The 24,665-nt window shown below is 51.2% G+C and carries 25 protein-coding genes and 1 pseudogene; 14 read left to right on the top strand and 12 right to left on the bottom strand.

Annotated features, from left to right (window positions below; translation table 11 throughout):
- Nucleotides 1-65: 65 nt before the first annotated feature.
- Nucleotides 66-566, bottom strand: coding sequence for an RNA polymerase sigma factor (locus AB5H98_RS02855; protein WP_367924407.1), 501 nt, complete (start codon nt 564-566; stop codon nt 66-68).
- A gap of 243 nt (nt 567-809) precedes the next feature.
- Between AB5H98_RS02855 and AB5H98_RS02850 the strand changes: the two genes are divergently transcribed.
- Complete coding sequence (locus AB5H98_RS02850) at nt 810-2,141, top strand: S1C family serine protease (RefSeq protein ID WP_367924406.1); 1,332 nt, start codon at nt 810-812, stop codon at nt 2,139-2,141.
- 231 nt (nt 2,142-2,372) lie between these two features.
- Complete coding sequence (locus AB5H98_RS02845) at nt 2,373-3,962, top strand: peptide chain release factor 3 (protein WP_367924405.1); 1,590 nt, start codon at nt 2,373-2,375, stop codon at nt 3,960-3,962.
- A 279-nt stretch (nt 3,963-4,241) separates the two neighbouring features.
- On the opposite strand, the gene AB5H98_RS02840 is transcribed toward AB5H98_RS02845, so the two are convergent.
- Both AB5H98_RS02840 and AB5H98_RS02835 read right to left on the bottom strand, forming a co-directional pair.
- On the bottom strand, nt 4,242-4,661 hold the full coding sequence (locus tag AB5H98_RS02840) for a GNAT family N-acetyltransferase (protein ID WP_367924404.1): 420 nt from the start codon (nt 4,659-4,661) through the stop codon (nt 4,242-4,244).
- A gap of 140 nt (nt 4,662-4,801) precedes the next feature.
- Nucleotides 4,802-5,275 carry an N-acetyltransferase family protein gene (locus AB5H98_RS02835; RefSeq protein ID WP_367924403.1) on the bottom strand — a complete coding sequence of 158 codons (474 nt, stop codon included), beginning with the start codon at nt 5,273-5,275 and terminating at the stop codon, nt 4,802-4,804.
- Between the two features lie 144 nt (nt 5,276-5,419).
- Here AB5H98_RS02835 and AB5H98_RS02830 point away from each other — a divergent pair, with 144 nt between their 5' ends.
- Complete coding sequence (locus AB5H98_RS02830; protein WP_367924402.1) at nt 5,420-6,292, top strand: DMT family transporter; 873 nt, start codon at nt 5,420-5,422, stop codon at nt 6,290-6,292.
- A gap of 36 nt (nt 6,293-6,328) precedes the next feature.
- Here the strand turns inward: AB5H98_RS02830 and AB5H98_RS02825 are convergent, their stop codons facing one another.
- Together AB5H98_RS02825 and AB5H98_RS02820 are read right to left on the bottom strand one after the other, a co-directional pair.
- On the bottom strand, nt 6,329-6,511 hold the full coding sequence (locus AB5H98_RS02825; RefSeq protein WP_367924401.1) for a ferredoxin: 183 nt from the start codon (nt 6,509-6,511) through the stop codon (nt 6,329-6,331).
- A 37-nt stretch (nt 6,512-6,548) separates the two neighbouring features.
- Nucleotides 6,549-7,877 (bottom strand): hypothetical protein, encoded by a 1,329-nt coding sequence (locus tag AB5H98_RS02820; protein WP_367924400.1) that lies wholly within the window; start codon nt 7,875-7,877, stop codon nt 6,549-6,551.
- Between the two features lie 213 nt (nt 7,878-8,090).
- On the opposite strand from AB5H98_RS02820, the gene AB5H98_RS02815 reads away from it, so the two are divergent.
- The 4 genes from AB5H98_RS02815 to AB5H98_RS02800 all read left to right on the top strand — a co-directional run bounded on the left by AB5H98_RS02815 (nt 8,091) and on the right by AB5H98_RS02800 (nt 11,697).
- Nucleotides 8,091-8,867 (top strand): ZIP family metal transporter, encoded by a 777-nt coding sequence (locus AB5H98_RS02815; protein ID WP_367924399.1) that lies wholly within the window; start codon nt 8,091-8,093, stop codon nt 8,865-8,867.
- 68 nt (nt 8,868-8,935) lie between these two features.
- A complete protein-coding gene (locus tag AB5H98_RS02810) occupies nt 8,936-9,610 on the top strand; it encodes a response regulator transcription factor (protein WP_367924398.1) in 675 nt (224 codons plus the stop codon).
- Complete coding sequence (locus tag AB5H98_RS02805) at nt 9,607-10,959, top strand: sensor histidine kinase (RefSeq protein ID WP_367924397.1); 1,353 nt, start codon at nt 9,607-9,609, stop codon at nt 10,957-10,959. The genes AB5H98_RS02810 and AB5H98_RS02805 overlap by 4 nt, the downstream gene beginning before the upstream one ends.
- A 105-nt stretch (nt 10,960-11,064) precedes the next feature.
- Nucleotides 11,065-11,697 carry a PepSY domain-containing protein gene (locus AB5H98_RS02800; protein WP_367924396.1) on the top strand — a complete coding sequence of 211 codons (633 nt, stop codon included), beginning with the start codon at nt 11,065-11,067 and terminating at the stop codon, nt 11,695-11,697.
- A gap of 64 nt (nt 11,698-11,761) precedes the next feature.
- On the opposite strand, the gene AB5H98_RS02795 is transcribed toward AB5H98_RS02800, so the two are convergent.
- Together AB5H98_RS02795 and AB5H98_RS02790 are read right to left on the bottom strand one after the other, a co-directional pair.
- Nucleotides 11,762-12,493, bottom strand: a complete 732-nt coding sequence (locus AB5H98_RS02795) for a YwaF family protein (RefSeq protein ID WP_367924395.1) — start codon at nt 12,491-12,493, stop codon at nt 11,762-11,764.
- A 159-nt stretch (nt 12,494-12,652) separates the two neighbouring features.
- Entirely contained in the window at nt 12,653-13,168 is a 516-nt protein-coding gene (locus tag AB5H98_RS02790; protein ID WP_367924394.1) for a TetR/AcrR family transcriptional regulator, read from the bottom strand.
- A 114-nt stretch (nt 13,169-13,282) separates the two neighbouring features.
- Between AB5H98_RS02790 and AB5H98_RS02785 the strand changes: the two genes are divergently transcribed.
- On the top strand, nt 13,283-14,173 hold the full coding sequence (locus tag AB5H98_RS02785) for a DegV family protein (protein WP_367924393.1): 891 nt from the start codon (nt 13,283-13,285) through the stop codon (nt 14,171-14,173).
- Nucleotides 14,174-14,388: 215 nt separating this feature from the next.
- Here AB5H98_RS02785 and AB5H98_RS02780 read toward each other — a convergent pair whose 3' ends face one another.
- From AB5H98_RS02780 to AB5H98_RS02760, 5 genes and pseudogenes are all read right to left on the bottom strand, one after another.
- The gene (locus tag AB5H98_RS02780; protein WP_367924392.1) at nt 14,389-15,276 is read right to left on the bottom strand and encodes a diacylglycerol kinase family protein; all 888 of its coding nucleotides are present in this window, start codon (nt 15,274-15,276) and stop codon (nt 14,389-14,391) included.
- Nucleotides 15,273-15,743 carry an N-acetyltransferase family protein gene (locus tag AB5H98_RS02775; RefSeq protein ID WP_367924391.1) on the bottom strand — a complete coding sequence of 157 codons (471 nt, stop codon included), beginning with the start codon at nt 15,741-15,743 and terminating at the stop codon, nt 15,273-15,275. The genes AB5H98_RS02780 and AB5H98_RS02775 overlap by 4 nt, the downstream gene beginning before the upstream one ends.
- Nucleotides 15,744-15,778: 35 nt before the next feature.
- Nucleotides 15,779-17,803, bottom strand: a pseudogene (recG, locus tag AB5H98_RS02770) (ATP-dependent DNA helicase RecG); the annotation flags it as partial.
- A gap of 63 nt (nt 17,804-17,866) precedes the next feature.
- Nucleotides 17,867-19,564, bottom strand: coding sequence for a DAK2 domain-containing protein (locus AB5H98_RS02765; protein ID WP_367924390.1), 1,698 nt, complete (start codon nt 19,562-19,564; stop codon nt 17,867-17,869).
- A 58-nt stretch (nt 19,565-19,622) separates the two neighbouring features.
- Nucleotides 19,623-19,970 (bottom strand): Asp23/Gls24 family envelope stress response protein, encoded by a 348-nt coding sequence (locus tag AB5H98_RS02760; RefSeq protein ID WP_349215472.1) that lies wholly within the window; start codon nt 19,968-19,970, stop codon nt 19,623-19,625.
- Between the two features lie 273 nt (nt 19,971-20,243).
- Here AB5H98_RS02760 and AB5H98_RS02755 point away from each other — a divergent pair, with 273 nt between their 5' ends.
- From AB5H98_RS02755 to AB5H98_RS02730, 6 genes are all read left to right on the top strand, one after another.
- The gene (locus AB5H98_RS02755; protein ID WP_367924389.1) at nt 20,244-20,471 is read left to right on the top strand and encodes a hypothetical protein; all 228 of its coding nucleotides are present in this window, start codon (nt 20,244-20,246) and stop codon (nt 20,469-20,471) included.
- Nucleotides 20,464-21,438 carry a M20/M25/M40 family metallo-hydrolase gene (locus tag AB5H98_RS02750; protein ID WP_367924388.1) on the top strand — a complete coding sequence of 325 codons (975 nt, stop codon included), beginning with the start codon at nt 20,464-20,466 and terminating at the stop codon, nt 21,436-21,438. The genes AB5H98_RS02755 and AB5H98_RS02750 overlap by 8 nt, the downstream gene beginning before the upstream one ends.
- 199 nt (nt 21,439-21,637) lie before the next feature.
- Nucleotides 21,638-22,693, top strand: a complete 1,056-nt coding sequence (locus tag AB5H98_RS02745) for an LCP family protein (RefSeq protein ID WP_367924387.1) — start codon at nt 21,638-21,640, stop codon at nt 22,691-22,693.
- Nucleotides 22,690-22,863, top strand: coding sequence for a DUF6472 family protein (locus AB5H98_RS02740; RefSeq protein ID WP_367924386.1), 174 nt, complete (start codon nt 22,690-22,692; stop codon nt 22,861-22,863). Before AB5H98_RS02745 ends, AB5H98_RS02740 begins: the two co-directional genes overlap by 4 nt.
- A 156-nt stretch (nt 22,864-23,019) precedes the next feature.
- Nucleotides 23,020-24,036: an ornithine cyclodeaminase family protein gene (locus tag AB5H98_RS02735; RefSeq protein WP_367924385.1), complete on the top strand. Its 1,017-nt coding sequence runs from the start codon at nt 23,020-23,022 to the stop codon at nt 24,034-24,036.
- Nucleotides 24,037-24,130: 94 nt separating this feature from the next.
- On the top strand, nt 24,131-24,646 hold the full coding sequence (locus tag AB5H98_RS02730) for a cob(I)yrinic acid a,c-diamide adenosyltransferase (RefSeq protein ID WP_367924384.1): 516 nt from the start codon (nt 24,131-24,133) through the stop codon (nt 24,644-24,646).
- The last annotated feature ends 19 nt before the right edge of the window (nt 24,647-24,665 follow it).

The following is a 24,665-nucleotide window of genomic DNA, read 5'->3' as shown; positions in this document are numbered from 1 at the left end:
ACAACCTCCCGGTGCATTGTTTTCCGGGAAAGGTCCCGGTCGCCCGTCCCAGTATACCATATTGTTTAAGCGGTTGCCAGTTGCTGGCGCAGCCGGGTGCGGGCACGGTAAATCTGTGTGTGAACTGTGCGCAGCGGCCGGTTTAGCCTGTGCGCGATCTCAGAAACAGAACAGCCATTCACAAAGTAGAACAGACATACATCCCGGTAAATGTCATCCATCTCGCAAATATTTTCCAGTGCACTGTTTGCCATTTCCCGTATTTCTGCGGTATGAGCCGGAGACGGATTCGTGTCAAAGAATTGACAGAGCATTTCATCGTCTGTGGCCTGAGCGTGCCGGTGATAGGCACTTTTCAGATAGTCCTTGGCCTTGTTGGCGGCAATGCGGCATAGCCAGGCCTTTTGGGCGTCGGGACGGCAGTCGTCCCGGTGTGTCCAGGCTGAAAGAAAGGTCTCTTGCGCCAAGTCCTCAGCAGTATGACTGTTTTGCACAAACTGATAGCAAACTGTATATACCAGTTTTTCATATTGAAGTACCATGGCCTCGTATTCGCGCACCGTCATCAACGCACACCTCGTTTCCATTTGATGCTTTTATTTTAAAAAGGAAACCATAAGAACACCGATATGAAAAACGAAAGAATTTCGAAAGAAACACAGAAAATTTCTTAAAGATACATGCGTGACACCTTGGATACAAGTCCGTTTTTTAACCCTGCAGTTTCACCGTTCTTTCACAAGCCTGGCATACTTTTTTCATACCCCGCAGGTACAATAAGGTCAACATCAGAAAAGGAGGATGTAATCATGAATAACAATTGGGAATTCGATTATTCGAATCTTAATCAAAATAATTGCACGGGAACTCCCCAATCCGGCGAACCCATGAACAACAACCAGTACGACTTTAACAACGGCGCTCAGCCGGATCCGATGGCGGGTGGCCAGCCACCTTACTCTCCCATGGGCATGCAGCCCCCCAAGAAACCTGGCAACGGACGTGGAAAACGTATTGCGTGTGCCGTGCTTGCGTTGGTGCTGTGTGGTGCAATCGGATTTGGCGGTGGCTATGTGGGAAGTGTGGTGGCCAACAACGGTGGCCGCACAGTAATTTATCAGGCTGCACCGGATAACTCCAGTGATAGCTCGGACGGTACCACCAGCGGTACACCTACCGACTCGGCCAGCATGAGTGTGGAACAAATCGCCGAAAAGGTTGGTCCAAGCGTCGTGGAGGTTACCACGGAGACAGTTTCTTACAGCAACTTCTTTGGCCAGTACGTCACCAGCGGTGCAGGCAGCGGCGTGATTATTTCCGAGGATGGCTACATTATTACCAATAATCACGTGATCGAGGGCGCAAGCTCCATCAAGGTTCGTCTGTCCGACAAGACGGAATACGACGCTACTCTCGTAGGTACGGACAGCAAAACAGATATCGCTGTTTTGAAAATCGAGGCGACGGGTCTGACCCCGGCGGTGATCGGTGACTCCGATACCTTGAAAGTCGGCGAGTTCGCTCTGGCAGTTGGCAATCCTCTGGGCACTTTGGGCGGTACGGTCACCGATGGCATCATCTCCGCGCTGAACCGTGATATCACCGTGAACAATCAGACCATGAGCCTTCTGCAGACCAACGCGGCTGTGAACCCCGGAAACTCCGGCGGCGGCCTGTTCAATGAGCGCGGCGAACTGATCGGCATCGTAAATGCAAAATCGGACGGCAGCGACGTAGAAGGTCTTGGTTTTGCAATTCCTATCAACACCGCCATGGAAGTGGCAGAGTCCCTGATGACAACCGGTTACGTCACAGGCCGTCCGGCTATGGGCGTGTCGGTCATCTCCATCAGCGATCTTCAGACCGCAATGCAGTACGGCGTATCCCAGATGGGCGTGTATATCGCACAGGTGAACGAGGGCGGCGCAGCGGATGAAGCCGGTCTGGAAGTAGGCGATCTGCTGGTTAGCATCGACGGCAATGCCATCAGCACAACAAGCGACGTCACCAGCATTCTGGACGACCACGCAGTGGGCGACACCATTGAGGTGCAGGTCGTGCGCGGCAAGCAGATGGTAGAAGTCAGCTTGACATTGCAGGAATCTCAGCCGCAGACTCAGACGCAAACCAGCGAAGGTTAATTGCACACAAGTAAAAGAGCCACGGTTTAAGGCCGTGGCTCTTTTTTATATGTCAAATGAAAAAGATTTGACGGCAAAGGACTCTATGTAATATAATGAAAGAACTCCTGTATCCAATGATACAGGAGTTTTTGAGGTCATGCCGCTCTTGCATTGGAGCTAAAAAAGGCATACAATAACAGACGGCTGAAAAACAGCCGTAGATAGATTCGGGCCGGTAGGAGGAGTACTGTGAAAGATTTTGTGGATCAGATTGAGAAACGGCGCACATTTGCCATTATCTCACACCCGGACGCGGGTAAAACCACGCTGACAGAAAAGTTGCTTTTGTACGGTGGTGCTATTCAGCAAGCGGGTATTGTCAAAGGCAAAAAAGGTGCCCGCGCCGCTGTGTCCGATTGGATGGAGATTGAAAAACAGCGCGGAATCTCGGTCACTTCTTCCGTGCTTCAATTTGAATACAACGGCTATTGCATCAACATTCTGGATACTCCTGGCCACCAGGACTTTTCCGAGGATACCTACCGCACGCTGATGGCGGCGGATTCGGCGGTCATGGTGATCGATGCCGCCAAGGGCGTTGAGGCCCAGACCAAAAAGTTGTTTAAAGTATGCACGATGCGCGGCATTCCCATTTTTACGTTCATTAATAAAATGGACCGGGAGGCACGCAATCCCTTTGATTTGTTGGAAGAGATCGAGCAAGTATTGGGAATTGAAACCTATCCCATGAACTGGCCCATCGGCTCTGGCAAGGAGTTCAAGGGCGTGTACGATCGGAATGCAAAGGAGATTCTTGCGTTTCAGAATGTGGGAAAAGTGGGCACACAGCAGGCTCAGAAAATCGAAGCGCATTTGGGAGATGCAAACCTGGATGATTTGCTGACCAAACCTCTGCACGATACCCTGAAGGATGACATTGAGCTTTTGGACGGCGCGGCTTACGAATTTGATAAGGACAAGGTGGACCATGGAAAACTCACACCAGTGTTCTTTGGTTCGGCACTAACCAACTTTGGCGTAGAGCCGTTTTTGGCGGATTTTTTGCGTCTGAGCATGCCGCCTTTGCCCCGTGTGTCTGACCGCGGTGAGATTGACCCGTTTTCAAATGATTTTTCGGCCTTCGTTTTCAAAATTCAGGCCAATATGAACAAGGCGCACCGAGATCGTATTGCCTTTATGCGCATTTGCTCCGGCCGCTTTGAACGCGGTATGGACGTGTACCATGTACAGGGAGACAAAAAAATCAAACTCAGCCAGTCCACGCAATTGATGGCCTCAGAGCGAGAGATCGTGGACGAGGCGTTTGCAGGAGATATCATCGGTATTTTTGACCCGGGTATTTTCTCCATTGGCGACACGATCACCACGGCCAAAGTCCCCTTTGCCTATGCGGGCATTCCCACTTTTGCACCGGAACATTTTGCGCGTATTTCGCAAGTGGATACAATGAAGCGTAAACAGTTCGTGAAAGGTATGGAGCAAATTGCCCAAGAGGGTGCCATTCAGATTTTTAAAGAGCTGGGCGGCGGCATGGAAGAGGTCATTGTCGGAGTGGTAGGTGTGCTTCAGTTTGAAGTGCTGGAGTATCGTCTCAAAAACGAGTACAATGTGGACATTCGCCGCAACGATCTTTCTTACAGTTATATCCGCTGGATCGAGAACGAGGATTTGGACCCCAAGACTTTGAATTTGACAAGTGATACAAAGCGGGTAGAGGACTTCAAGGGGCGTCGCCTTTTGTTGTTCACAAGCCCGTGGAATATTGACTGGGCCTTGGAACACAACGAGGGACTCCGTCTGTCCGAGGTGGGCCGCTGATTAGGCCTGGCTTCCTCCAAAAGAAAAGATACTTCCCAATTCGGGCGGTGTCCATAAGACAGTTGAATAGGCAAAAGGCATGACGAAAATGGTCATGCCTTTTGTTATGTAGGGATAGTCGATGTAGTGGCGCAAGGGGGACCGCTCTTTGTTCGAAACGCAGTGACGCAAAACAGCCCGGACATTTAGGTGTCCGGGCTGTTTTGCTCCGCGGGACGCACATACAAGGAATACTCGTATAGAAGTGCGCCCTTCGCGATTCGACAAACTTCAATTTATCTAAATACTTTTTATCAAAAACAGTTCCATTGGCTGTTCATACTTTGGAATATTGATTACGAATCCGCCACAATCTTTATATCCCAATTTTCTGTAGAAATGTTGTGCTTCTTCGTCAACTTGCGTAGATGTTAGCAGCATACCATATCCTCGAGATTTCATGTCTGTTTCCCAATGCTCCATGAGCTTTTTTCCGTATCCTTTTCCCCGATAACCCAAATCAATCACAAGCATTGTGCAAAATGGCGTGTTATCCCAAAAAAGATTGTATCTCAATAACCCAATTGGTTTTTTGTTTTCGAATAGAATATATCCCTGCTGATTCCTAATTTTATTATCAAATTCTTGTTCTGGCAAATGCTTATCAAGACCATACCAAAATTCTTTATCTTCCGCTTGGACATATCTAATTTCTGTCATATCGTGTATCTCCCTATGTAGGTTTGTTTTGTCCCATACTATCGCAGAGCAGGATAAAACGCAAGAACAGACACAGCAGTGCAAACTGCTGTGTCTGTTAACTGTCTTATGAACACCACTTCTTGGGAAGGGTCTTTTTGTTATTTTTGCATCCAAAAACAGGTCAGCTTTTCACCATCCAGTTCGGAAGTGCGCTCTTCGATCAATCGGTAGCCGCGATGTTCGAAAAAAGGCCGGGCAGTCACAGACGCCTGAACGGTCAACTCCTGTGCCCCGCAGGACTTGGCATGGCGTTCCAAATCTTCGCACAGCGCCGTGGCTACACCGCAACCCTGCATGCGGCTGTGAACGTATAAATGATCCAAATATCCATCAGAAGTGATGTTGCCGTATCCCACAATATGCCCTTGTGAAACAGCCACCAACGTAAACAGCGGGCCAAAGAAATCCGTGCGGGATAAAATGGTTTTCCAGCGTCCGGACCAAGCATCTACCTGTTGCGCAGAGTAGTCGTTCCGGTTGACCGTTCGGATGGTGTCCCGAAACAGACGGGCTAGTTCCGGAAGATCCCGAGGCTGACCGGGGCGCAGAAAAAAGGATGGCTTATTTTCCATAACATCGCCTCCTGGTTGAAATATTATCAGTATAGCATCTTTTTTTATTCAGTGCAAAGAAAAAGGTACACTGCGGGCTTTGTATCTGTTATAATAAGAAAAGTTGCTGCATCGCGTGCGGTAAACAGAGGGGAGTGTTTTGATTTGGAGCGAAAAAAATGGAAGGGAAATCTGCTGCTTTTGCTCACAGCTTTGATCTGGGGCGCAGCTTTTGTGGCGCAGAGCGCGGGCGTGGAGCAGAATGGACCTTTTACATTCAACGGGATTCGGTTGCTCTTAGGCGGCATTGTGCTGATTCCGTGCATTGTCTTGTTTGATAAAATGCGTCATGTGCGTCTGGGTTGGCGCAATGCGGGAAAAGACCTTTGGCTGGGCGGAACGCTTTGCGGCTTGGCCCTGTTTGCCGGATCTACATTGCAGCAGTTTGGTCTGCAGTATACGACTGCGGGAAAGGCCGGATTTATCACAGCGCTGTACGTCATTTTTGTCCCGCTTTGCCGGTTGTTCGTAGGAAAAAGACCGGGCAAGTTATTGTGGGGCAGTGTGGTGTTGGCCGCCATTGGTATGTACCTTTTGTGCATGGACGGCAGTTTCTCCTTGTCCAAGGGCGATGTGCTGGTTTTATTGGGAGCATTTGGTTTTACCGCACATATTTTGATCATCGACCACTTTTCTCAAAAAGTGGACGGCGTACGTATGTCCTGTTTGCAGTTCTTGGTAGCAGGCACATTGTCTGTGGTGTGTATGTTCCTGTTCGAAACCCCGTCTGTTCCTGCCATTCTCAGTGCTGGCGTGCCCATTTTGTACGCGGGCATTTTGTCTTGCGGCGTGGCCTATACATTGCAGGTGTTGGCACAAAAGGACACCGATCCCACGGTTGCTTCTCTCATCATGTGTTTGGAGTCGGTGTTTGCCGTATTGTTTGGCTGGCTGCTGCTGGGCGAGGCACTCTCGGCCAAAGAGATGCTTGGTTGCCTGATGATGTTTGTGGCCATTGTGATGGCTCAGTTCGCATAAATAAAAAAGCGGAGCTGTATAGCTCCGCTTTTTTGTTTAAGACAGTTCGATGGCACTCACAGGGCAAGTGTCTGCAGCTTGCTGAACATTGTTCGCCCACTTTGCAGGTACGGTGGAAACCTTTGGTTGTGCCCGGTATTCGATCATTTGGAAAACCTCGGGACAGGTGTCCGCACAAAGACCGCATCCGATGCAGGCGTCATTGATGAATACATTCAAAAGAAACCCTCCTTTAATAAGGAGGGTTCCCTGTTTTTTATAAATCATTCCGAGCTTCCACAGTCAGTCCGGCGGTCACCATATTTCCGCGATCGGTAATCAGATAGGCAGTCAGGCGGGTCCCTGCCGGCATGAGGCTTGTATCCAGCCAAATGTGGCCCGAAGAGGTCACGTTCGTATAGTAGAATCTTTTTTGTGCAGTAGTCGCATAGGCGTGTTCATCCCGCACAGTGTAGCACACTGTGGCGGTACAACGGCCGTTGCGCGTGCACAAATCCGTGGGAATGCTGTGGCGTTCTCCGCGGATGAAAAGCGCGTATTCTCCTGGGATTTGTGTGGGCCGCAACTCTCCGGCATATCGGGCAGGCGCACACACATCGCAGTTGTCCAGCCTTCCATGTACCACAAGGACCATTCGGTCCCAAAATTGCCGCAGCCGTTCCAAAGGCCAGCGCTGTTCGGTGGAAGCATCGTCCGCACAGCCCGGATCGTTCACGAAAACATATTCTGCTCCGTCCTGGTCGGTCTCAAATCCGCGCACCACCACGGCGCGGGAACCACCCTCTTGTGGAGAAAAGTTCATCCAGGCCGCGCACAGACAGCCGTTTTTGATTTCCTTTTTCAGTCCGGCGCAGTCCAAGTACATCACGTAGCTTTCCAGCCCGTAGCAGCCCAAAAAAGCGGCTGCAAAGCAGGGATTGGAACAGTTGCCGAGAACGCTGTCATAACACGCATAAGCAGCCTCTTCCGGCAGAACGTCAGCACCCCAGCGGTTGGCCAGCATGGCCAAAGTGCACGGGCCCGCCAGCATCGGTTCCAGCCGAGGGTCCCGGGTATGTAAAGAGTATGCAGGAGAGGGCAGCACCCGGTGCTGTACAGCATCGCCTACATCCAGCGAAACCTTTTGCGCGCGGATACCGGCCGCCAGCAAAGAGACAGTGGGAACTTCTGCGCCCGGTTGGGCCGTCAATTCCACCCGAATCTGAAACTGGTCCGCTCCTCCGGGCGCATCAATGACGAGAACGCCGTTTTCCATTCGCACCCGGCCTGCGTCTTGTCCGGATAAGCTGGAACGAGAAGAAAAAACGCTCCATTTTCCATAGGAAAACCAATGGCTCCACTGTTCAGAAATACGCACGCGGGCAAAGGCCTCCAGCGAGCACCCTGCGGGGATACTGGCGTTCCAGCAGACCGCCAATTCCTCAAATGCCACAGCGCGGTACTCAGGCGAAGTGTAGCTGCCGCGTACGGTGTCTTCATTTTCACTCGAAACAAGCATCAACCGACCGTTTTTCCACTCCGTCCGTTCGAAGTTTCCGGCTGAAAAATCTGCTTCTTCCTTTAATACCAAGACTTGCTCGACCATATTCTCACACACAACCCATCGGGTCCATTGATCGACCCGTTTTTTCACCAAATTTACACAATATTCAAATATTAGCGCACCCTGACAGGATTGTCAAGACGGAGTTACAGGAACCATTTGATTGCTGTGTGCATAGGGTGACAACAGACCCAGTGCGCGCTTTTGTGCGCATGGAGAGAATCTGCGCCTCAGCGCAAAAAAGGAGGAAGAAGCATGGGACCGGTACAAATGGCAGCGTTGGGAACAGGATTTACCTGCTTAATGACCGCAGCAGGGGCAGCGGTGGTCTTTTTCTTCAGAAGAGAAATCGCTCCGGTATTCCAGCGTGTGTTTTTGGGCTTTGCAGCAGGGGTGATGATTGCGGCGTCTGTGTGGAGCCTTTTACTGCCCGCCATCGATACCGCGGTGGCACAGGGGCACTCGGGATGGGTGCAGGCGGCAGGAGGATTTTTATTGGGTGCGCTGTTTTTAGTGCTTTTGGATATGCTACGACCGCTCTTGCTCCGCTCAAGAAAGGAAACTGGAAAAAATCGGCGCACCACACTGCTGGTTTTGGCAATCACACTGCACAATATTCCGGAAGGAATGGCGGTAGGCCTGGCCTGCGCGCTGGCGGCAGGAACGCAGGGGGCGGGGCAGGCAGCGGGAGCGGCGGCTTTGGCTTTGGGAATCGGCTTGCAGAATTTTCCGGAGGGTGCGGCGATTTCCTTGCCCTTGCGCAAAGAGGGGGACTCTCGTCTGAAAAGCTTTGCCGGGGGAGCGCTCTCCGGTGTGGTAGAGCCGGTGGGCGGAATTTTGGCAGTGCTGGCCGCCGGAAGCGTGGAGCCTCTTATGCCGTGGTTTTTGAGCTTTGCGGCAGGTGCAATGGTGTACGTGGTCGCGCAGGAGTTGATTCCCGAAGCGCGCCGGGATGAAAGGTCCCGAGCGGGAACATGGGGAGTTTTGGTAGGATTTGTGATCATGATGATTCTCGATGTGGCGCTGGGATGACAAACAACAGGGGCTATGATAAAATAAAATCAATTGTAAAAAGGCTGGGGTGAAAAGGAGGCTGTGCCATGCGCATTTTGGTGGTAGAAGATGAGCCGGAATTAAACCGTCTGCTCACCAAACGTTTAAAAGATGCCGGTTACAGTGTGGATAGTTGTACCGACGGGCAGAGCGCGCTGGATCATTTGCCTGGGGCGGAGTATGATGCGCTGGTGTTGGATATTATGCTTCCTGGGCTCAGTGGCCTTGATGTGTTGCGCCGTATGCGCAACGATCGCAATCGAACGCCGGTGTTGCTCTTGACCGCACGGGACAGCATTGAGGACCGTGTTACAGGACTGGACGCAGGTGCGGACGATTATCTTGTAAAACCCTTTTCCTTCGAGGAATTGCTGGCCCGTTTGCGTGTGCTTTTGCGCCGCAATACGGGCGCCGTCAGCGATGTGATTACCGTGGCGGACCTTGTGGTGGATTGTGCCGGCCGAACGGTGGAACGGGCCGGTAAGCCTGTGACGCTTTCCAGCAAAGAGTTTGCCGTACTGGAATATTTGGCACGCAACAGCGGCGTAGTGCTCTCTCGGGAGAAAATCAGCCGTCATATCTGGAATTATGACTATGAAGGCGGTTCCAATGTAGTGGATGTTTACATTCGCTATCTGCGCAAAAAGCTGGATGACGGATTTGAACCAAAACTTTTGCATACGGTGCGAGGCGCAGGCTATGTGCTGCGAAAGGAACCATGAGGCGGCTGACCATCCGGCTGAAAGTGACGCTTTGGTTCACGCTTTTTATGGCGCTGCTGGCCGGGCTGGCGCTGTGGCTGTTGTTTTCCGCGGGAGGCGAGTCCGCCCGTCTGGCCACACGGGACCGCATGGTATCTCTGGTGGAAGAGAGCAGAGCTGCCATGGTGGCAGTGAATGGCAGCTTGGAAATCAGCAATGAGTTGGAATATTTCGACGATGGTGTATATTTATCCGTTTACACCAGCGCGGGTGAGCCGCTGTACGGTGCAGTTCCGGGTCAGTTTGACAATACATCTGCCTTTTCCGACCGCCGGATGCGCGCCGTGGGAACCGGGCAGACCAACTGGTATGTGTACGATGCACGGCACGAAATTGACGGCTACGGTGCGGTGTGGGTGCGCGGTGTAGCTTCCGCGGACGATGTCAATTCTACCTTGCGGGCCATGTTGCAGTTGGCATTGGTCGTGTTTCCGTTTTTTGTAGTGTCGGCGGCTGTGGGCGGTTATTTTATTGCCCGCAGAGCTTTCCGTCCGGTACGGCGTATTGCCCAGACCGCGCAAGAGATCAGTGCAGGAAACGATTTGTCCCGCCGCATTGCTTTGGGCGAAGGCCGCGATGAAATTTATGCTCTGGCGGCGGAGTTTGATCATATGTTCGAGCGGTTGCAGGCCGCCTTTGAAGCGGAGAAACAGTTTGCCTCCGACGCATCTCATGAACTGCGGACACCCACTTCCATCATTTTGTCGCAGTGTGAGGACGCTCTGGAAAATGCAGACACGCTGGACCAGGCGCGGTCGGCCCTGAGTGCGGTACTCGATCAGGCCGAAAAGATGGCGGCATTGATTTCTCAGCTTTTGCTGTTGGCGCGCACCACTGGCAGCCGGCAGCGGCTGAATTTGGAACGGGTGGATTTGAGCGAGCTGACGACGGTTGTGGCCGAACAGATGGAGGAGACAGCCCGGGTTCGGAACATTTCCATTGAAACCGAAATTCAGCCGGATTTGGTGGTACAGGGCGATGAGACCATGCTTATGCGGCTGCTGATGAATTTGATGGAAAATGGAATCAAATATGGCCGGCAAGACGGGTGGCTTCGTGTGACGCTCTCAGGAAATGAACAATGGGTAACCGGCACGATAGAGGACAATGGCATTGGCATTGCGCCGGAACATTTGGACAAGGTGTGGAACCGGTTTTGGCAGGCGGATCCGGCCCGCAGTACGCAGGGAGCCGGATTGGGACTGTCCATGGTAAAATGGATCGCCGAGGCACATGGCGGGAGCGTACAAGTGCAGAGCACGCTGGGCAAGGGAACATCGTTTACGTTTACACTTTCTCGAGTTCTTTGAAAAAAATGAAAAAAAGTTGCTTTGTTTAATGCGCCTTTAATCTTTGGCGCCTATACTAAAGCCAGAACAAAAGAACACCCTCTCATGGGAAAGGATGATTACAATATGAAAAAGACAAAATTTGGTTTGATTGCTCTGGCTTTGACAGGTGTGCTGCTGGCGGGTTGTGCGAACGCAGCAAGTTCCGCTTCCGGTTCTTCTTCTGCGGTGGCTCCGGTTGCCTCTCCCTCGGGCACAGTGACCCCCCGTACCGAGTCAACTGCTTCTACGTCGACGGTCACTGGAGGCATCGACGAAGAGCAGGCAAAGCAGATTGCGCTGGAACACGCGGGATTGGAACAAGCGGATGTGACGTTTGTACACGTAAAACTGGACTGGGACGATGGCCGGCAGGAGTACGAAGTCGAGTTCTATAAAGACAACACCGAATACGACTACGATATCGATGCGCAGACAGGCGAAATTCTGTCCTTTGACTCTGACGCCGAGTTTTATGCACCGGGCCAGACCCAGGCTGGTTCGACATCGGCTCAGATTACGGAAGATGAGGCTCTGAGCGCGGCGCTGTCCCACGCGGGCCTGTCTGAGACAGACATCTCCCGTTTGAAAATCGAACTGGACCGGGACGATGGCCGCACAAAGTATGAACTGGAGTGGAATGTGGACCGGATGGAGTATTCTTATGAGGTGGATGCCGCCACAGGAGAGATACTCAGTTACGAGAAAGAATTGGATTAATCATAAAAAAGCCCCCGCCATTTGGCGGGGGCTTTTTTATGATTATAAAACGGTAGCAGCCAAATCAAGCAGCACGTTTTTTGCGCAGGACCATCAGCGGAAGGTAAAGAATGAGCCATACCAGTCCAATCAAAACGGGAAGAACAATCAGATATCCCGGATTTCCAAGAGCGCTTTCTGCCCAAGCAAGCGGGTTGCCCGACCCGCCGTTGTCTAAGAACATGAAATTGGTGCCGAGCAGTTTGTTGATTCCAAAAACCACGCATACGGTCACCAGCGAGGGGAATAACGCAGGCCGCAGCCGGGAAAAATGAGGACGGTATCCTCCGCACAGCAGCAGAATGGGATAAAGCATCAAAAGGATGTGTACAGAGAAGCTATGAATGCACATTAGATTCCAAGCCGGCAGTTGGGCCCAAGAGGGGAACAAGAGCGCTGCAAGTGCGCCGGGAAGGCAAATCGCATACAGAAATTCGCTTTTCGCGTCGCTGGGGCGGAGAATGTGCGCCCAAATCACAAAGATGTTGATGCTGCACAGATGAAAGGGAAGAAACGCCCATTCAAAGCGCCCGGTGGCCAGCGTGGAGGCATCCTTCAAAAACTCGTCGATGAGAAGCAAAATGCCAATCAAAAGGCGTAAGCGCTGGCGCGAGGATTCCGGTGCGGTGCGATACCATCTTCCCGCTACAAAGAAAAGAAGGGCCGCCGCCGTCAGCCAAGCCAAGTGAGTGGCCGAAAACAGGGAAAAACCATTCCCCGGAGCAATTGTGCTAGAAGTATCCCAAAACATGTTCAAACAGGCCTCCTGTGAGAAAGTGGATGAGACTGTGCAGTCAATCGCCAGCCGCTTTTTATTATAGCATATTTTGATTGCCGTACCGATTTGTGAAAAAACTTTTACAAATTCACTTTGGATTTGCCTGAAAAATCCTTTTGAAAAAGAGATAATCCTGCTCTAATTTTTCCAAAAGAGAGTAGCTGCCGCGGTTAATAAAAATTGAGCGATCCACTCAGGCGTTTGGACGGTCAGCAAAAGCTTTTGGCTTTGTGCATCTGTCAGACATTTCAGCAAGGCCTGCAGGGTGAAACGTCTGGGGTCGATGGAATGAAAATCGGGCTGCCCCAGCCGGTGCTGGTAATAGCGGGCCACCAGTTCCCAACCCAAATCCTCCATAAATGAGGCGTAGCTGAATAAAATCAACCGCAGCCGCTGCTCCGGCGGTTCGGATTCATGTCCGCGCAAAACCTGTTCCATGTAAACATCTAAAGAGGTAAATCCCCGACTCAACAGTTCGTCCTTGGAACGGAAGTGGTGATAAAATGCGCCGGTGGTGATTCCCGCATATTTGCAGATGTCCCGCACGGATACTTTATCAAAGCTTTCCTGGCGGCAAAGTTCCATCGCAGCCTCTAAAATGGCCTGTTCGGTCTTTTGGGCCTGCTGGCGCCGGCGTTCTTGGTAATCACACATAAAAACACTCCTTATGTCATTGACAGAGCAAAAAGAACCTTTTATAATAATCACATAACACTGTTATGTGACAGTGTCCAGTTTGATATATTATGGTAAAGTAAGGTGGTCTGTTTGTCAACTGAAAAGGCGCGCTTTGCTCATAATCCGGAAAAAATTGCTCTTTTGACGGATTCTTGCGCGGATTTGAGTGAAAAACAGCGAAAAGGAAAACCGATTTTTGTGGTGCCGCTGAAGATTCGCTGCGAAGACGGTGAATTTTCCGACGGTGTTGATATTTTCGCAGCGGATATTTACAAACGGCAGAAGGCGGGCGAGATGCCCCATACTTCGCTGCCGGACGGCGGAAGCGTTAAGAGAATTTTGGATGAGATCGCTGCCCAAGGATATGAAAAAGTATTGGCCATTCATCTTTCGGCAGGACTTTCAGGCACATACAACTTGATGCGCTTGCAAGGGCAGGAGCGCACGGATTTGGATGTGCGGGTATTTGATTCGCAAAGCGGAAGCCTTGGAATTGGAAGCACCTTGCTGCAGGTTGCAGAAGATATTCGGAACGGTATGCGGTGGGAAGAATTGTTGAACGTTCGTGTGCCGCATCTTTTGGAAAACACGGTTCCTTTTTTTTCGGTGGATACATTGGAATATTTGCAAAAGGGTGGACGAATTGGAAAAATCACCGCTGTGGCAGGGACTATGTTGAACATCAAACCGATCATTGGGTTTTCAGCGGACGGGCAACTGTCCAGTGTGGCTAAGGTTCGTGGCCGAAAGGCGGTGCAGCCCAAGATCGTAGAACTTCTGGGCCGTTATTCGGTCGGGCATCGGCGCTATAATTTGGCAGTGGCCAACGGTGGAGCACCGGAGGAAATGGCAGAACTGGCCAAGCGGGTCAAGTCTGCTTTCCCGGATTACGAACATTTCTGGGAAGGCGAAATTGACGCAACCCTCAGCAGTTATATTGGTGACGGGGTTCTGGGAGCGTGCATCCAGTTTTTGGACTGAATGGTGATGTTGTCACATACGGTAAAGCAAAAAGCATATATGATAGAACCATCCAATCAGATATAGAAAGAGAGGGGTTCTATGAACATCCGTTTTTCCCTTTGGGACATTTTGGCACGCTTATTGTGGGGAGAACCCCAGCCTGTGCCCGTACGGGTGCGCGTGCGCCGTTAAAACAAGAAACCGCCTGTTCCTTACGGAACAGGCGGTTTTTATTAGTCGTTGACCATTAAGCGAAATGCGTGGTGCATGTTCACGATTTCAATTTTTTCAGAGCCTGGGGCGTATTCGCCGTCCAAAGTCCAGTCCGGCGCATCGGGGGTATAAAAGGTGACCTTGTCTGTTCGGAAAAATTCTACCATGGGAGTATCATACCGCTGCTGATTCAGTTTCCACAGGCAATCGTTCAGTTCCAGAATGTTAGAAGGTTGTTTCAGTAGAATGATCTCAAACTGTCCATCGGACAAATCCACCACGTTGGGGTCCAGTTTGAGAAGTCCACCTACCGAAGTGGAATTGCACACGGCGCCGAACAGATAGTCGCCTTCTACCATGTGCTCACCGGCTACGACCTGAATGTGACGCGGTTTTAAGTCTCCAATGTCGCGAATCCCTTCCAGAATATAGGCAAAGTGACCCAACATGTTTTTCATATGCTGAGGTGTGGCATATGAAGCACGGGTGAACGCACCAAAGCAGGCAATGTAGGAAAAATACCGGTCGCCAAATTTTCCGGCGTCCAAAAGCTGAACACGTCCATCCAGAATGTCTCGGGCCGCTTGAAGAAGGTCTCGAGACAAATGCAGGCTGCTGGCAAAATCGTTGGTGGAGCCGCAAGGAATGTAGCCCACAGGAGTCTGGCAACCGGATTCGATCAGACCCGTCAATACTTCGTTCAGCGTTCCGTCTCCGCCCGCGCATACGACCAAATCAGCCTGTTCGCCGTATTCTTGGGCAAGTTTTGTGCAGTCGCCCGGATTGTGGGAGACAAAAGTCAAGGGTGCGTATCCACGTTCATAAAACAGCGCCAAAATATCGGTCAGAAATTGTTTTCCCTGTTGGGTACCCGCATAGGGATTCATCAGCATCAGCAGTCGTTTCATAAGATTTGTTCCATTCCCGTTTTCTGCGGTTTCATACCGCATTTTTCATAAAACTCTTGTGCCGTGGGATTGCAGCTCCACACATTCAACGTTACATTGTAACAGCCTGCCGCACGGGCAAAATCTATTACATAGTCGTACAGTCTCCGCCCAATGTGCTGACCCCGGCATTCCTCGTCTACACAGATGTCATCAATGTATAATGTTTTGACATCTGTTAGAATATTGTCGTCAATATGCTGTTGAAACATACAGAAGGCATAGCCGAGAACTTGGCCGTTTTCATTTTCCGCCACAAAAACCGGTCGGCTGTCATCTGAAAAAATTTCCACTAGCTGCGAATCGGTGTATTTTCGCCCGCCGCTTTTAAAGAGATCGGGACGACCTTGGTGGTGGACTTGGTTCACTTGAAACAATAACCGGTTCACGCCCGGAATGTCAGATTCAAGAGCTCTTCGAATGTTCATAATCAAATACCTCCTAAAATCACAAAGGAAAAGACTTAGTTTAAGGCGGTTTGTTCCCGGAACAAACCTTCCGCCAAACCGCGCAGCCCTGCATTTTCCGGTTGATGCAGTCCGGGGTCCGCTGCAACCAGTTGGATGGCCTCTTGCTGAGCGGCGTACAACGCCTTGGCGTCGGTCATCAAATTTGCAATGTGAAGGCTGGGCAGACCATGCTGCCGACTTCCAAAGAAATCTCCCGGGCCGCGGGTCTCAAGATCAAATTTTGCAATGGCAAATCCGTCGGTGGTGTGGCACAAGAAAGACAACCGCTTTTTTACCGCTTCGCCTGTGTGGTCGCTGATTAAAATGCAATAGGCCTCTCCCTTGCCGCGTCCCACACGGCCCCGGAGCTGGTGCAATGCCGACAAACCATAGCGCTCCGCGTTTTCAATCACGATCATGTTGGCATTGGGAACGTCCACGCCCACCTCGATCACCGTGGTGGATACCAGAACATCCAGTTCGCCGTTTTTAAATTGTTGCATGACGGCATTCTTTTCGGCTGGCTTCAGTCGTCCGTGCATCAGTCCTACCCGATATCCAGCCAAAAGGGGACGAGCAGTCTCTTCGTAATAAGAGGTTACGGACAACATGTCGGTTTCGCTTTCGTCGATTACCGGGCATACGATGTATGCTTGGCGTCCCTGCTGAAGCTGTGCGCGCAGGAACCCGTACATGTCCGCACGCTTTTTCCCGGTAATTGCATAAGTTTTGACCGGTGTACGCCCCGGCGGAAGTTCATCCAGAATGGAAATATCCAAATCGCCAAACATCAAAAGCCCCAGTGTGCGCGGAATGGGTGTAGCGCTCATGACCAGAAGATGTGGATGATCGGCCTTGCCTGCCAGTGCCGAGCGCTGACGCACGCCAAAGCGGTGCTGCTCATCCGTTACTGCAAATCCCAGCTTCTGGAACGTCACATCCGGGCCCAACACCGCGTGGGTACCCACCACCAGATCGGCCTCTCCCTGGGCAATGGCCTTATGCACGGCTTTTTTGGCATTTCCCTTTACGCTTCCGGTCAGAAGCGCCACGCGCATCCCAAGGGGCTCCAACATTTTTCCCAAGGTTTCCGCGTGCTGGGCAGCCAGAATTTCCGTGGGTGCCATCAGTGCGCTTTGGTATCCATTTTTCCAGGCCGCATAGATTCCTGCGGCAGCAACAAGGGTCTTTCCGCTTCCCACGTCGCCCTGCAGCAGGCGATTCATAGGAGCCGGCCGGACCAAATCTGCCAGGATTTCCTCCGTTGCTCGTTTTTGTGCACCGGTGGGCGTGAAAGGAAGCGACGCCCAAAAGGGGCCGAGATCCACAGGGTGCATAGGGGCGCCGGTCCAGCGCTCACCCCGGCTTCGCAGTAAGAGCAGACCCAGTTGAAGTGCCAAAAGCTCCTCAAAAATCAACCGCCGCCGTGCACAGGTGATGTCAGCGCTTGAGCGGGGAAAGTGTATCATTCGGACTGCGTCCGATTTGGAGCACAGTCGATATTTTTCCACCATCCAGAGCGGCAATGGTTCGTCAATGTCTGGTGCCGCTGCAAAGGCCATACGCACGCACTTGGCAAGATAACTGCTGTTAATCCCCTCGGTTTGCGGATATACAGGTACCAAAGGCGTGGCCCCTGCAGCCTCGGTGGTCATCATTACGGGGTTGATCATTTCCCGTTGCGCAAAGCCACCGGATACTTTTCCAAAAAAGCAGTATTCGCGGCCGGATTCCAGTTTTTTGGAAATATACGGATTGTTGAAATATACAATAGATAAACCAGCAGTATCATCGCCTGCCACAACGCGAACCATTTGTTTTCCGCCGCGGATGCGGGTCAATGCGCCGATGCTGTAAACAGTGGCGCGCACCACGCATTTTATGTCATAGGGAGCGTTGGCTACGGGATAAGGATGAGAGTAGTCCACATAATCCCTGGGATAAAATGCCAGCAGGTCATCCACAGTAGAAATACCGAGTTTGGAGAGCTGGGCGGCCCGTTTTTCGCCCACGCCTTTTAAATAACGAATATCCATGCCGCCCCTCCTTTCATTTACGAAAAAGCGCCGCCACTTTGGCGGCGCTTTGAAATTTTGAACCTTTTACTCTACGCTGATGATGTAGTAGTAGACCGGCTGGCCGCCTACCAGATGCGTAACTTCCACACCGGAGGGGCACTTGGCCTGAACCATCTGCGCTGTGCGCTCTGCGTCCTCTTCGCTGACGTCGCAGCCGGAGATCACCGTGACAAAGCTGGTGTCCTTTTTGCACATGCTGCGGGCCAGACGATAAGTGGTTTTGGTGATGTCGGTGCCGGTAGCTACCAGCTTTCCGTTTTCCAGCGCCAAAATTTCGCCTTTTTTGATTTTCTTGCCGTCAAAGTCCGAATCTCGGGCGGCAAAAGTGACAAGGCCTGTGGCCACATGGTCGGCGGCCTGCATCATATTCACATTGTTCTCATCCGCAGACAGGGACGGGTCGAAGTTCAACATAGCGGTAATGCCCTGAGGAATGGTGCGGGTGGGCAGAACCACGATGGTTCGATCGGCAATTTTCTGGGCCTGTTCTGCTGCCATGATGATGTTTTTATTGTTGGGAAGCACAAACACCGTTTTGGCAGGCACACTCTGCACGGCAGCCACAATGTCCTCGGTGGCGGGGTTCATAGTCTGTCCGCCGGATACTACGGCGTCTACGCCCAAATCAGCAAAGATGGTTTTCAATCCATCCCCTGCGGCCACAGCTACAAAACCGAAATCACGGCTCTGGTCCACAGCGGCATAGCTGAATTCGTTGGCAGGAGTACTGGCCTCCGCCGCAGCTTGTTTGCGCAATCCAGCGCCCTGTTTCTGGCGGGCCAGGAATTGCTCATGCATGTTCTCGATTTTAAAACTGGTCAGATAGCCGTATTGAAGTGCATGGCTGATAATCTTGCCCGGGTCCTGCGTGTGCACATGGCAGTTGATGACTTCATCGTCCTCAATGACCACCACGCTGTCACCATTGGACTCCAAGAACGCACGCAACTTATCGCTGGACGCATTCTCATTTTTATTTACCAAAAACTGAGTGCAATAACCGTTTACAATATCCTCTACGGTCATCAGATCGTCGGTGTAAACGCCTTTGTCCGCTCCGTCAGTGGAAAGTTTGGACTTTTTAGCAGGTGCCTCGCTGGCCTCGATGATTTTTCCATCCCGCAATACGCTGAGCATACCCAGGAAAATGCACATCAGACCCTGACCGCCCGCGTCTACCACACCAGCTTTTTTCAAAACAGGCAACTGATTGGGTGTGTTGTCCAGTGCGGCCTGTGCAGCATTGCAGATAAGCTCCCACATTTGTGCAGGATCCATCGAGGAGGCGTCCGCCTTGGCGGCCTCTTCTCCGGCTACACGAGCAACGGTCAGCATTGTGCCCTCTGTGGGTTTCATCACAGCCTTGTAGGCTCCTTCTACGCCTTTTTGCAGGGCGGCTACCAGGTCAGCCGCATCTGCGGCCTTTTTGCCCTTCAAGGCTTTCGAAAAGCCACGGAACAAAAGACTGGAGATTACACCGGAATTTCCGCGTGCACCGCGCAGCATCGCACCGGCGACTACCTGAGAGGCGGTCTCCACGGTACAGTCGTCTGCCAAAGCCTCCAGCTCGGTGCGAGCGCTTCCAATGGTCATGCTCATGTTGGTACCCGTATCACCATCGGGAACGGGGAAAACGTTCAACTCGTCCACGCGCGCACGCTGGTTGGCCAGGTTGTTCGCACCGGAGAGAATGCTGTCTCTGAGAATTGCGCCAGTAATCATGCTTATTCACCTCAAAAAATTGTCGGCCATTGCCGCAGATGCCCCGTCCGGGCGAAGATCAGACGATGTCGTCCACGCACACGTCGATGCGGCGCACTTCCAGAGAAGTAGCGCTTTCCACGGCGTATTTTACTTTGTGGGTAATGCTGCGCACAATGGCAGCGATGTTCAACCCATAAGTCACCTTGATATGCAGTTCAATCACAAGCTTTCCATCTTCCTCGGTCACGCGCACGCCTTTGTCAGGAAAATCGCTGCCGAGGAACAAGGTTTTGAAACTGTCGGATTTACCGCCTGTGGCCATGCCGCAAACGCCGTAGCAACTTTGCGCGGCTGCGCCGACAAGGCCCGCAAAGTATTCGTTGGTCATGCATACTTTGCCCAGGGGATTGTAGAACTTGATCAAAACCGCTCCACTCCTTTACCATCCGGTTTCCACGCCCGCTTCTGGGCGTAATTCATCCTATATTATACTATACCCGATTTCCTTTGTACAGCCGCAATTTTGGGATTCTGCTTTTTTCGTTCGTCTTTTTACAAAACAATTTTTTGTTTTTTTACAGCAAAAACTATGCAAAAGGAAGTTCAGTTGCTATACTATAACCGATTTGCAATCGGCCAATCGTGTAATAAATACGCGCAAGTACCATTTTATGAGAAGGCGGCAGGAGGTGTGTGAATGGACCCAAAACAACAAATGTTTGATGAGGTAGAGTCTTGGCTTGCGGAACTTTGGGAGATCTCTCGCCGGATGTATGAACATCCGGAACTGGGGCTTGAGGAGAACGAGTCCGCGCAGATGCTGGAAAACTGGCTGGACAGGCGGGGCTTTTTGGTTGAGCGGGGTTCCCACAGCGTTTCGCGCCGTCTATGGCTCGGGTCGGCCGGTGATCGGCTTTTTGTGTGAGTATGATGCGCTGCCGGAAATTGGCCACGGGTGTGGACACGATTTGATCGGTGTGATCAGCGCAGGCGCGGCGGCAGCGTTGAAAACGGTTTTGAACGGCCAAGGAACCATTGTGGTGTATGGAACTCCGGATGAAGAAGTAAGTTGCACCAAAGTGCAGTTTTTGGATGAGGGTGTATTTGATGAGTTGGATGTGGCATTGATGCTGCATCCCTATAAGCATACTTGCACACAGATCAGCAGCATGGGGATCTATCCCATCCAGTTTGAATTCTTCGGTAAAAAGTGTCATGCAAACGAAGCTGGTCCGCAGTGCATCAATGCGCTGGATGCGGCCGTAATGAGCTATGTCAGCATCAATCAAATCAAACAGTATTTGGATGCAAATATACACGGTATCGTAAAAAATGGCGGTGTGTTGCCCAATATCATTCCGGACTATGCATGTCTGCAATATTTTATCCGGTGTGACGCTCAATGGAAGACGGAGCTGGCGGTCCAGCGGGTAACGCGCTGTGTGCAAGGCGTGGCCGACAGTATGGGTGTCCAGATGAAGGCCACAAACTTCTCGGCGGCAAACACCACATTTTTAAACAATGGACCTTTGGAGGATGTGTTAAAAGCCAATCTGGATCGCCTGGGTGAGCCGGTGACAGTGGACCCGCGTGATCGGATATCGACCGATGCGGCAAACGTTAGCTTTCGAATCCCGACGCTTCACGGAATGATTGGAATCAAAGGTTGCGAGCAGATGGATCTGCATACAAAAGAGTTTGCAGATGCAACGGTTTCTCCTGCCGGACAAAACGCCACCCGAACAGGGATCCTGGCCTTGGCGGGCACAGCTTACGATATCTGGGAATCTGCGTCTGTTTTGAACCGGATTCGCCAGGCGTTTTGCTTAGGATTGGAAGAAGAGCGCAAAAAAGAAGAGAAATATGGCTTTCATAAATTTTCCGCAGAATAATCGAAAATTCTGAACGGAGGAGCGGTAAAGACGACCGTACAGCATGCAGAGCATGGGTTTTTAAAAAGCAAAGCGGCTCTACTGAAAAGAGCCGCTTTTTGACACAAATTTTTCATGTAAGTTTAACAAATATCTGCTACAATAAAACATCGCGGCACAAACAGCCGTAACATCAGATTTAAATTCGGAGGAAGCAACCATGAAAAAGAAATTGTCCAAGCGTGCCAAAATTATTTTGATTATCTTGGCAGCGGCTTTGGCACTTTTGGTGTTGGTTGTTGCGGCCGGCGCGATTTACATCAACAGCAAAATGAATTTGCTTTCTCGGCCCACATCAGAAAGTTATAGCATTGCCGAGTCCATTCCGGAAGATGAGGAAGAACTTTCTTTTGAGCATTTGGACCTGGATTACATTGATGTGATGGAGAACGGAGGAAACATCGCGCCGCCGGACGGAGAAGTGAATGTTCATGAGGACATCACAAATATTTTGCTCATTGGTTCGGACGAGCGGGAGGAAAACAAATCGGATACAGGTCGAGCGGACAGTATCATGCTTCTTTCCATCAACAGCAAGGAGAACACTTGGAAACTGGCGTCTTTTGAGCGCGGAGTAGGCGTGTCCATTCCAAACCACGGGGATGATTGGCTGACACATACATATGCCTATGGCGGGGCAGAACTTCTGCTCAAGACATTGCAGGATTATTATAAAGTGGACGTAAGCAAATACGTGCGTGTGAATTTTACTATTTTTGAGGAGGGCATCACCGATATCGGCGGAGTGGTGGTGGACCTGAGCGAGGCTGAGGCGGAATATATGAATCAAATTGCCGGCGAGGACAAATGGGAAGCCGGAGAGGCTCGTTTGGATGGTCCCACAGCCCTTGTCTATGCGCGAATCCGTCATTTAGACAGCGACTGGAAGCGGGTCGAACGCCAGCAGGAAGTCATTCAGGCGGCTGCGGATCAAATTGCTACGCTCAGTCCGGCCAAAATCAACCTGATTGCGGACAAGCTGCTTCCGATGATCGAGACGAATTTGACCAACGGCGAACTGTGGCAATTGGCTTTTAAAATGCCTGCGTTGCTCACCAGCGATGCGCAACAGCTCACGGTTCCCGATCAGGACTACTGCTGGGGAATCAATTTGCCTTCGGGTCGTTCGCTGATCGGTTGTGATTTTGAACAAGAGGCTGCCCGATTGGATGCCTTCCTCACGGACGAAAGCTATGAAAGGGAGTCTGAATCATGACCCATTGTGAGTGGTGCCTCAATTATGTTTGGGATGAAGAATACGGTGAACGGGTTTGCTGTGTGCCGCTTGATGAGGATGAAATGGGCGATTGTTTGGGCGGATATACCCGCGAGTGCCCTTTCTTCCAAATGGACAATGAGTATAAAATTGTAGAAAAACAAAACTAATCCAAGGAGTCCCACCAAGCGGGACTCCTTGCTTTTTGCATTTTTCTGAATAAATATTCACAAAACGCTTGATTTCATGAATATTGATGCTATAATGAAACGTGCTGAAACGGTCTGGATATGGCCGGCAGCATACAGAGAACAGAGGTGTTGGAAATGGTACCGGAAATTTTATTTTTAAAACAGGAGGACGTCATTCAGGCGGGCCTTTTGGATATGAAGAAGATCTTGGAAGCCACCGAGAAAACCTTCCGTCTGCTGGGAGAAGGAAAAGTCAGCAATCCGCCAAAGGTGCAGTTGCGTATGCCGGAGATGGATGCGGATGATTGGGACTCCTACTGCATGTCCATGCCATCCTATATTGGGGGAGATGAGGACGTAGTTGGTTTCAAGTGGGCGTCCGAAGCAAAAGACAATCCTTCCAAGGGGTTGCCCTATGGTGTGGATATTGTAGTGCTCAGCGATCCTCATACCGTTTTCCCCAAGGCGATTTTGGATGGAACCATTACTACAGCCATGCGCACCAGTGCGGCGGCAGGCGTAATGGCCAAATACAATGCACGTAAAAACTCCAAGGTGGCAGCGCTGTTTGGGGCCGGTGTCATCGGCCGTACGATGATTATGGCCATGATGGAGGTTCTGCCGGGGTTGGAAACCATTTATATGGTGGATTTGGACGAGAGCAAAGCGCAGTCGCTGGCAGATGAATTCAAGGGAAAATACAATGTGGTGGCCTGCACCGATGCTCAAACTGCATTGAAGGATGCGGACGTAGTCGTCACCGAAACCACAGCGGCAAAACCGTTTTTGAAAAAAGAATGGATCAAAAAGAATGCAACCGTCATTCAGATGGAGGCGGCTTCCTATGAGGAAGACGTGCTCACCAGCGCAGACAAAATTTTTGTGGATAACTGGACACAGCTTTCTCATTATAATGGGACATTGGAGGGCAAATTGTACCACGAGGGCCGCCTGAACAAGGAGGATGTGGTCGAGATGCCGCAGATGGTCGTGGAGCAGTTGGGTCGGGAAAATGACGACGAGTTCATTTTCTGCGGAACGCTGGGTGTTGGCTCAGTAGACATTCTTATTGCCAATATGCTGTATAAAAATGCGAAGGAAATGGGCCTTGGCACCAAGTTGAATCTGTGGGACAATCCCCTTTGGGTATAAAAAATGCGGGACCTGAAAAAGGTCCCGCATTTTGCATTGCAGCCGTTTTTTGTGGTATGATAAAAAACACTGGAAAAAGAACCGGAGGCGCCATATGGAAGAGCAGGGACGAGTACATTTGTATTGGGGAGATGGCAAGGGAAAGACAACCGCGGCCATGGGACTCGCACTGCGGGCATTGGGAAATGGAATGTCGGTGACAGTGGTGCAATTTTTGAAAGGCAGTTCCACTGGGGAAGTGCATCTTCTGAAACAATTGGGGGCCAAGGTATACCGGGGCAAGGCCGGACAGAAATTCGTTTTTCAGATGAATGAGGATGAAAAGAAACAGACCGCTTATCTGCAAACGCAAAATCTGCGTCTGGCGCTGTCGAGCCCGTGCGATTTATTGGTTTTGGACGAAGCGTGTGCCGCTTGGCAGTTGGATATGATCGATAAGGAACTTTTGCAGCAGGCGGTCTTGCAGCGGCCCAATCGACAGGAAGTGGTGCTGACAGGACGCGAACCTGCGCAGTGGATGCAGCAGGCCGCCGATTATTCCACCGAGATGCGCTGTCATCGCCACCCGTACGAACAGGGTGTGACCGCTCGCCGTGGTATTGAATTTTAAACACATGGATATGCAAATT

The sequence above is a fragment of the uncultured Ruthenibacterium sp. genome (assembly GCF_963558415.1).
GTDB lineage: Bacteria > Bacillota > Clostridia > Oscillospirales > Ruminococcaceae > Ruthenibacterium.
The sequence above is the reverse complement of the archived record's forward strand: the minus strand, read 5'-3'. Positions and strand labels throughout refer to the sequence as shown.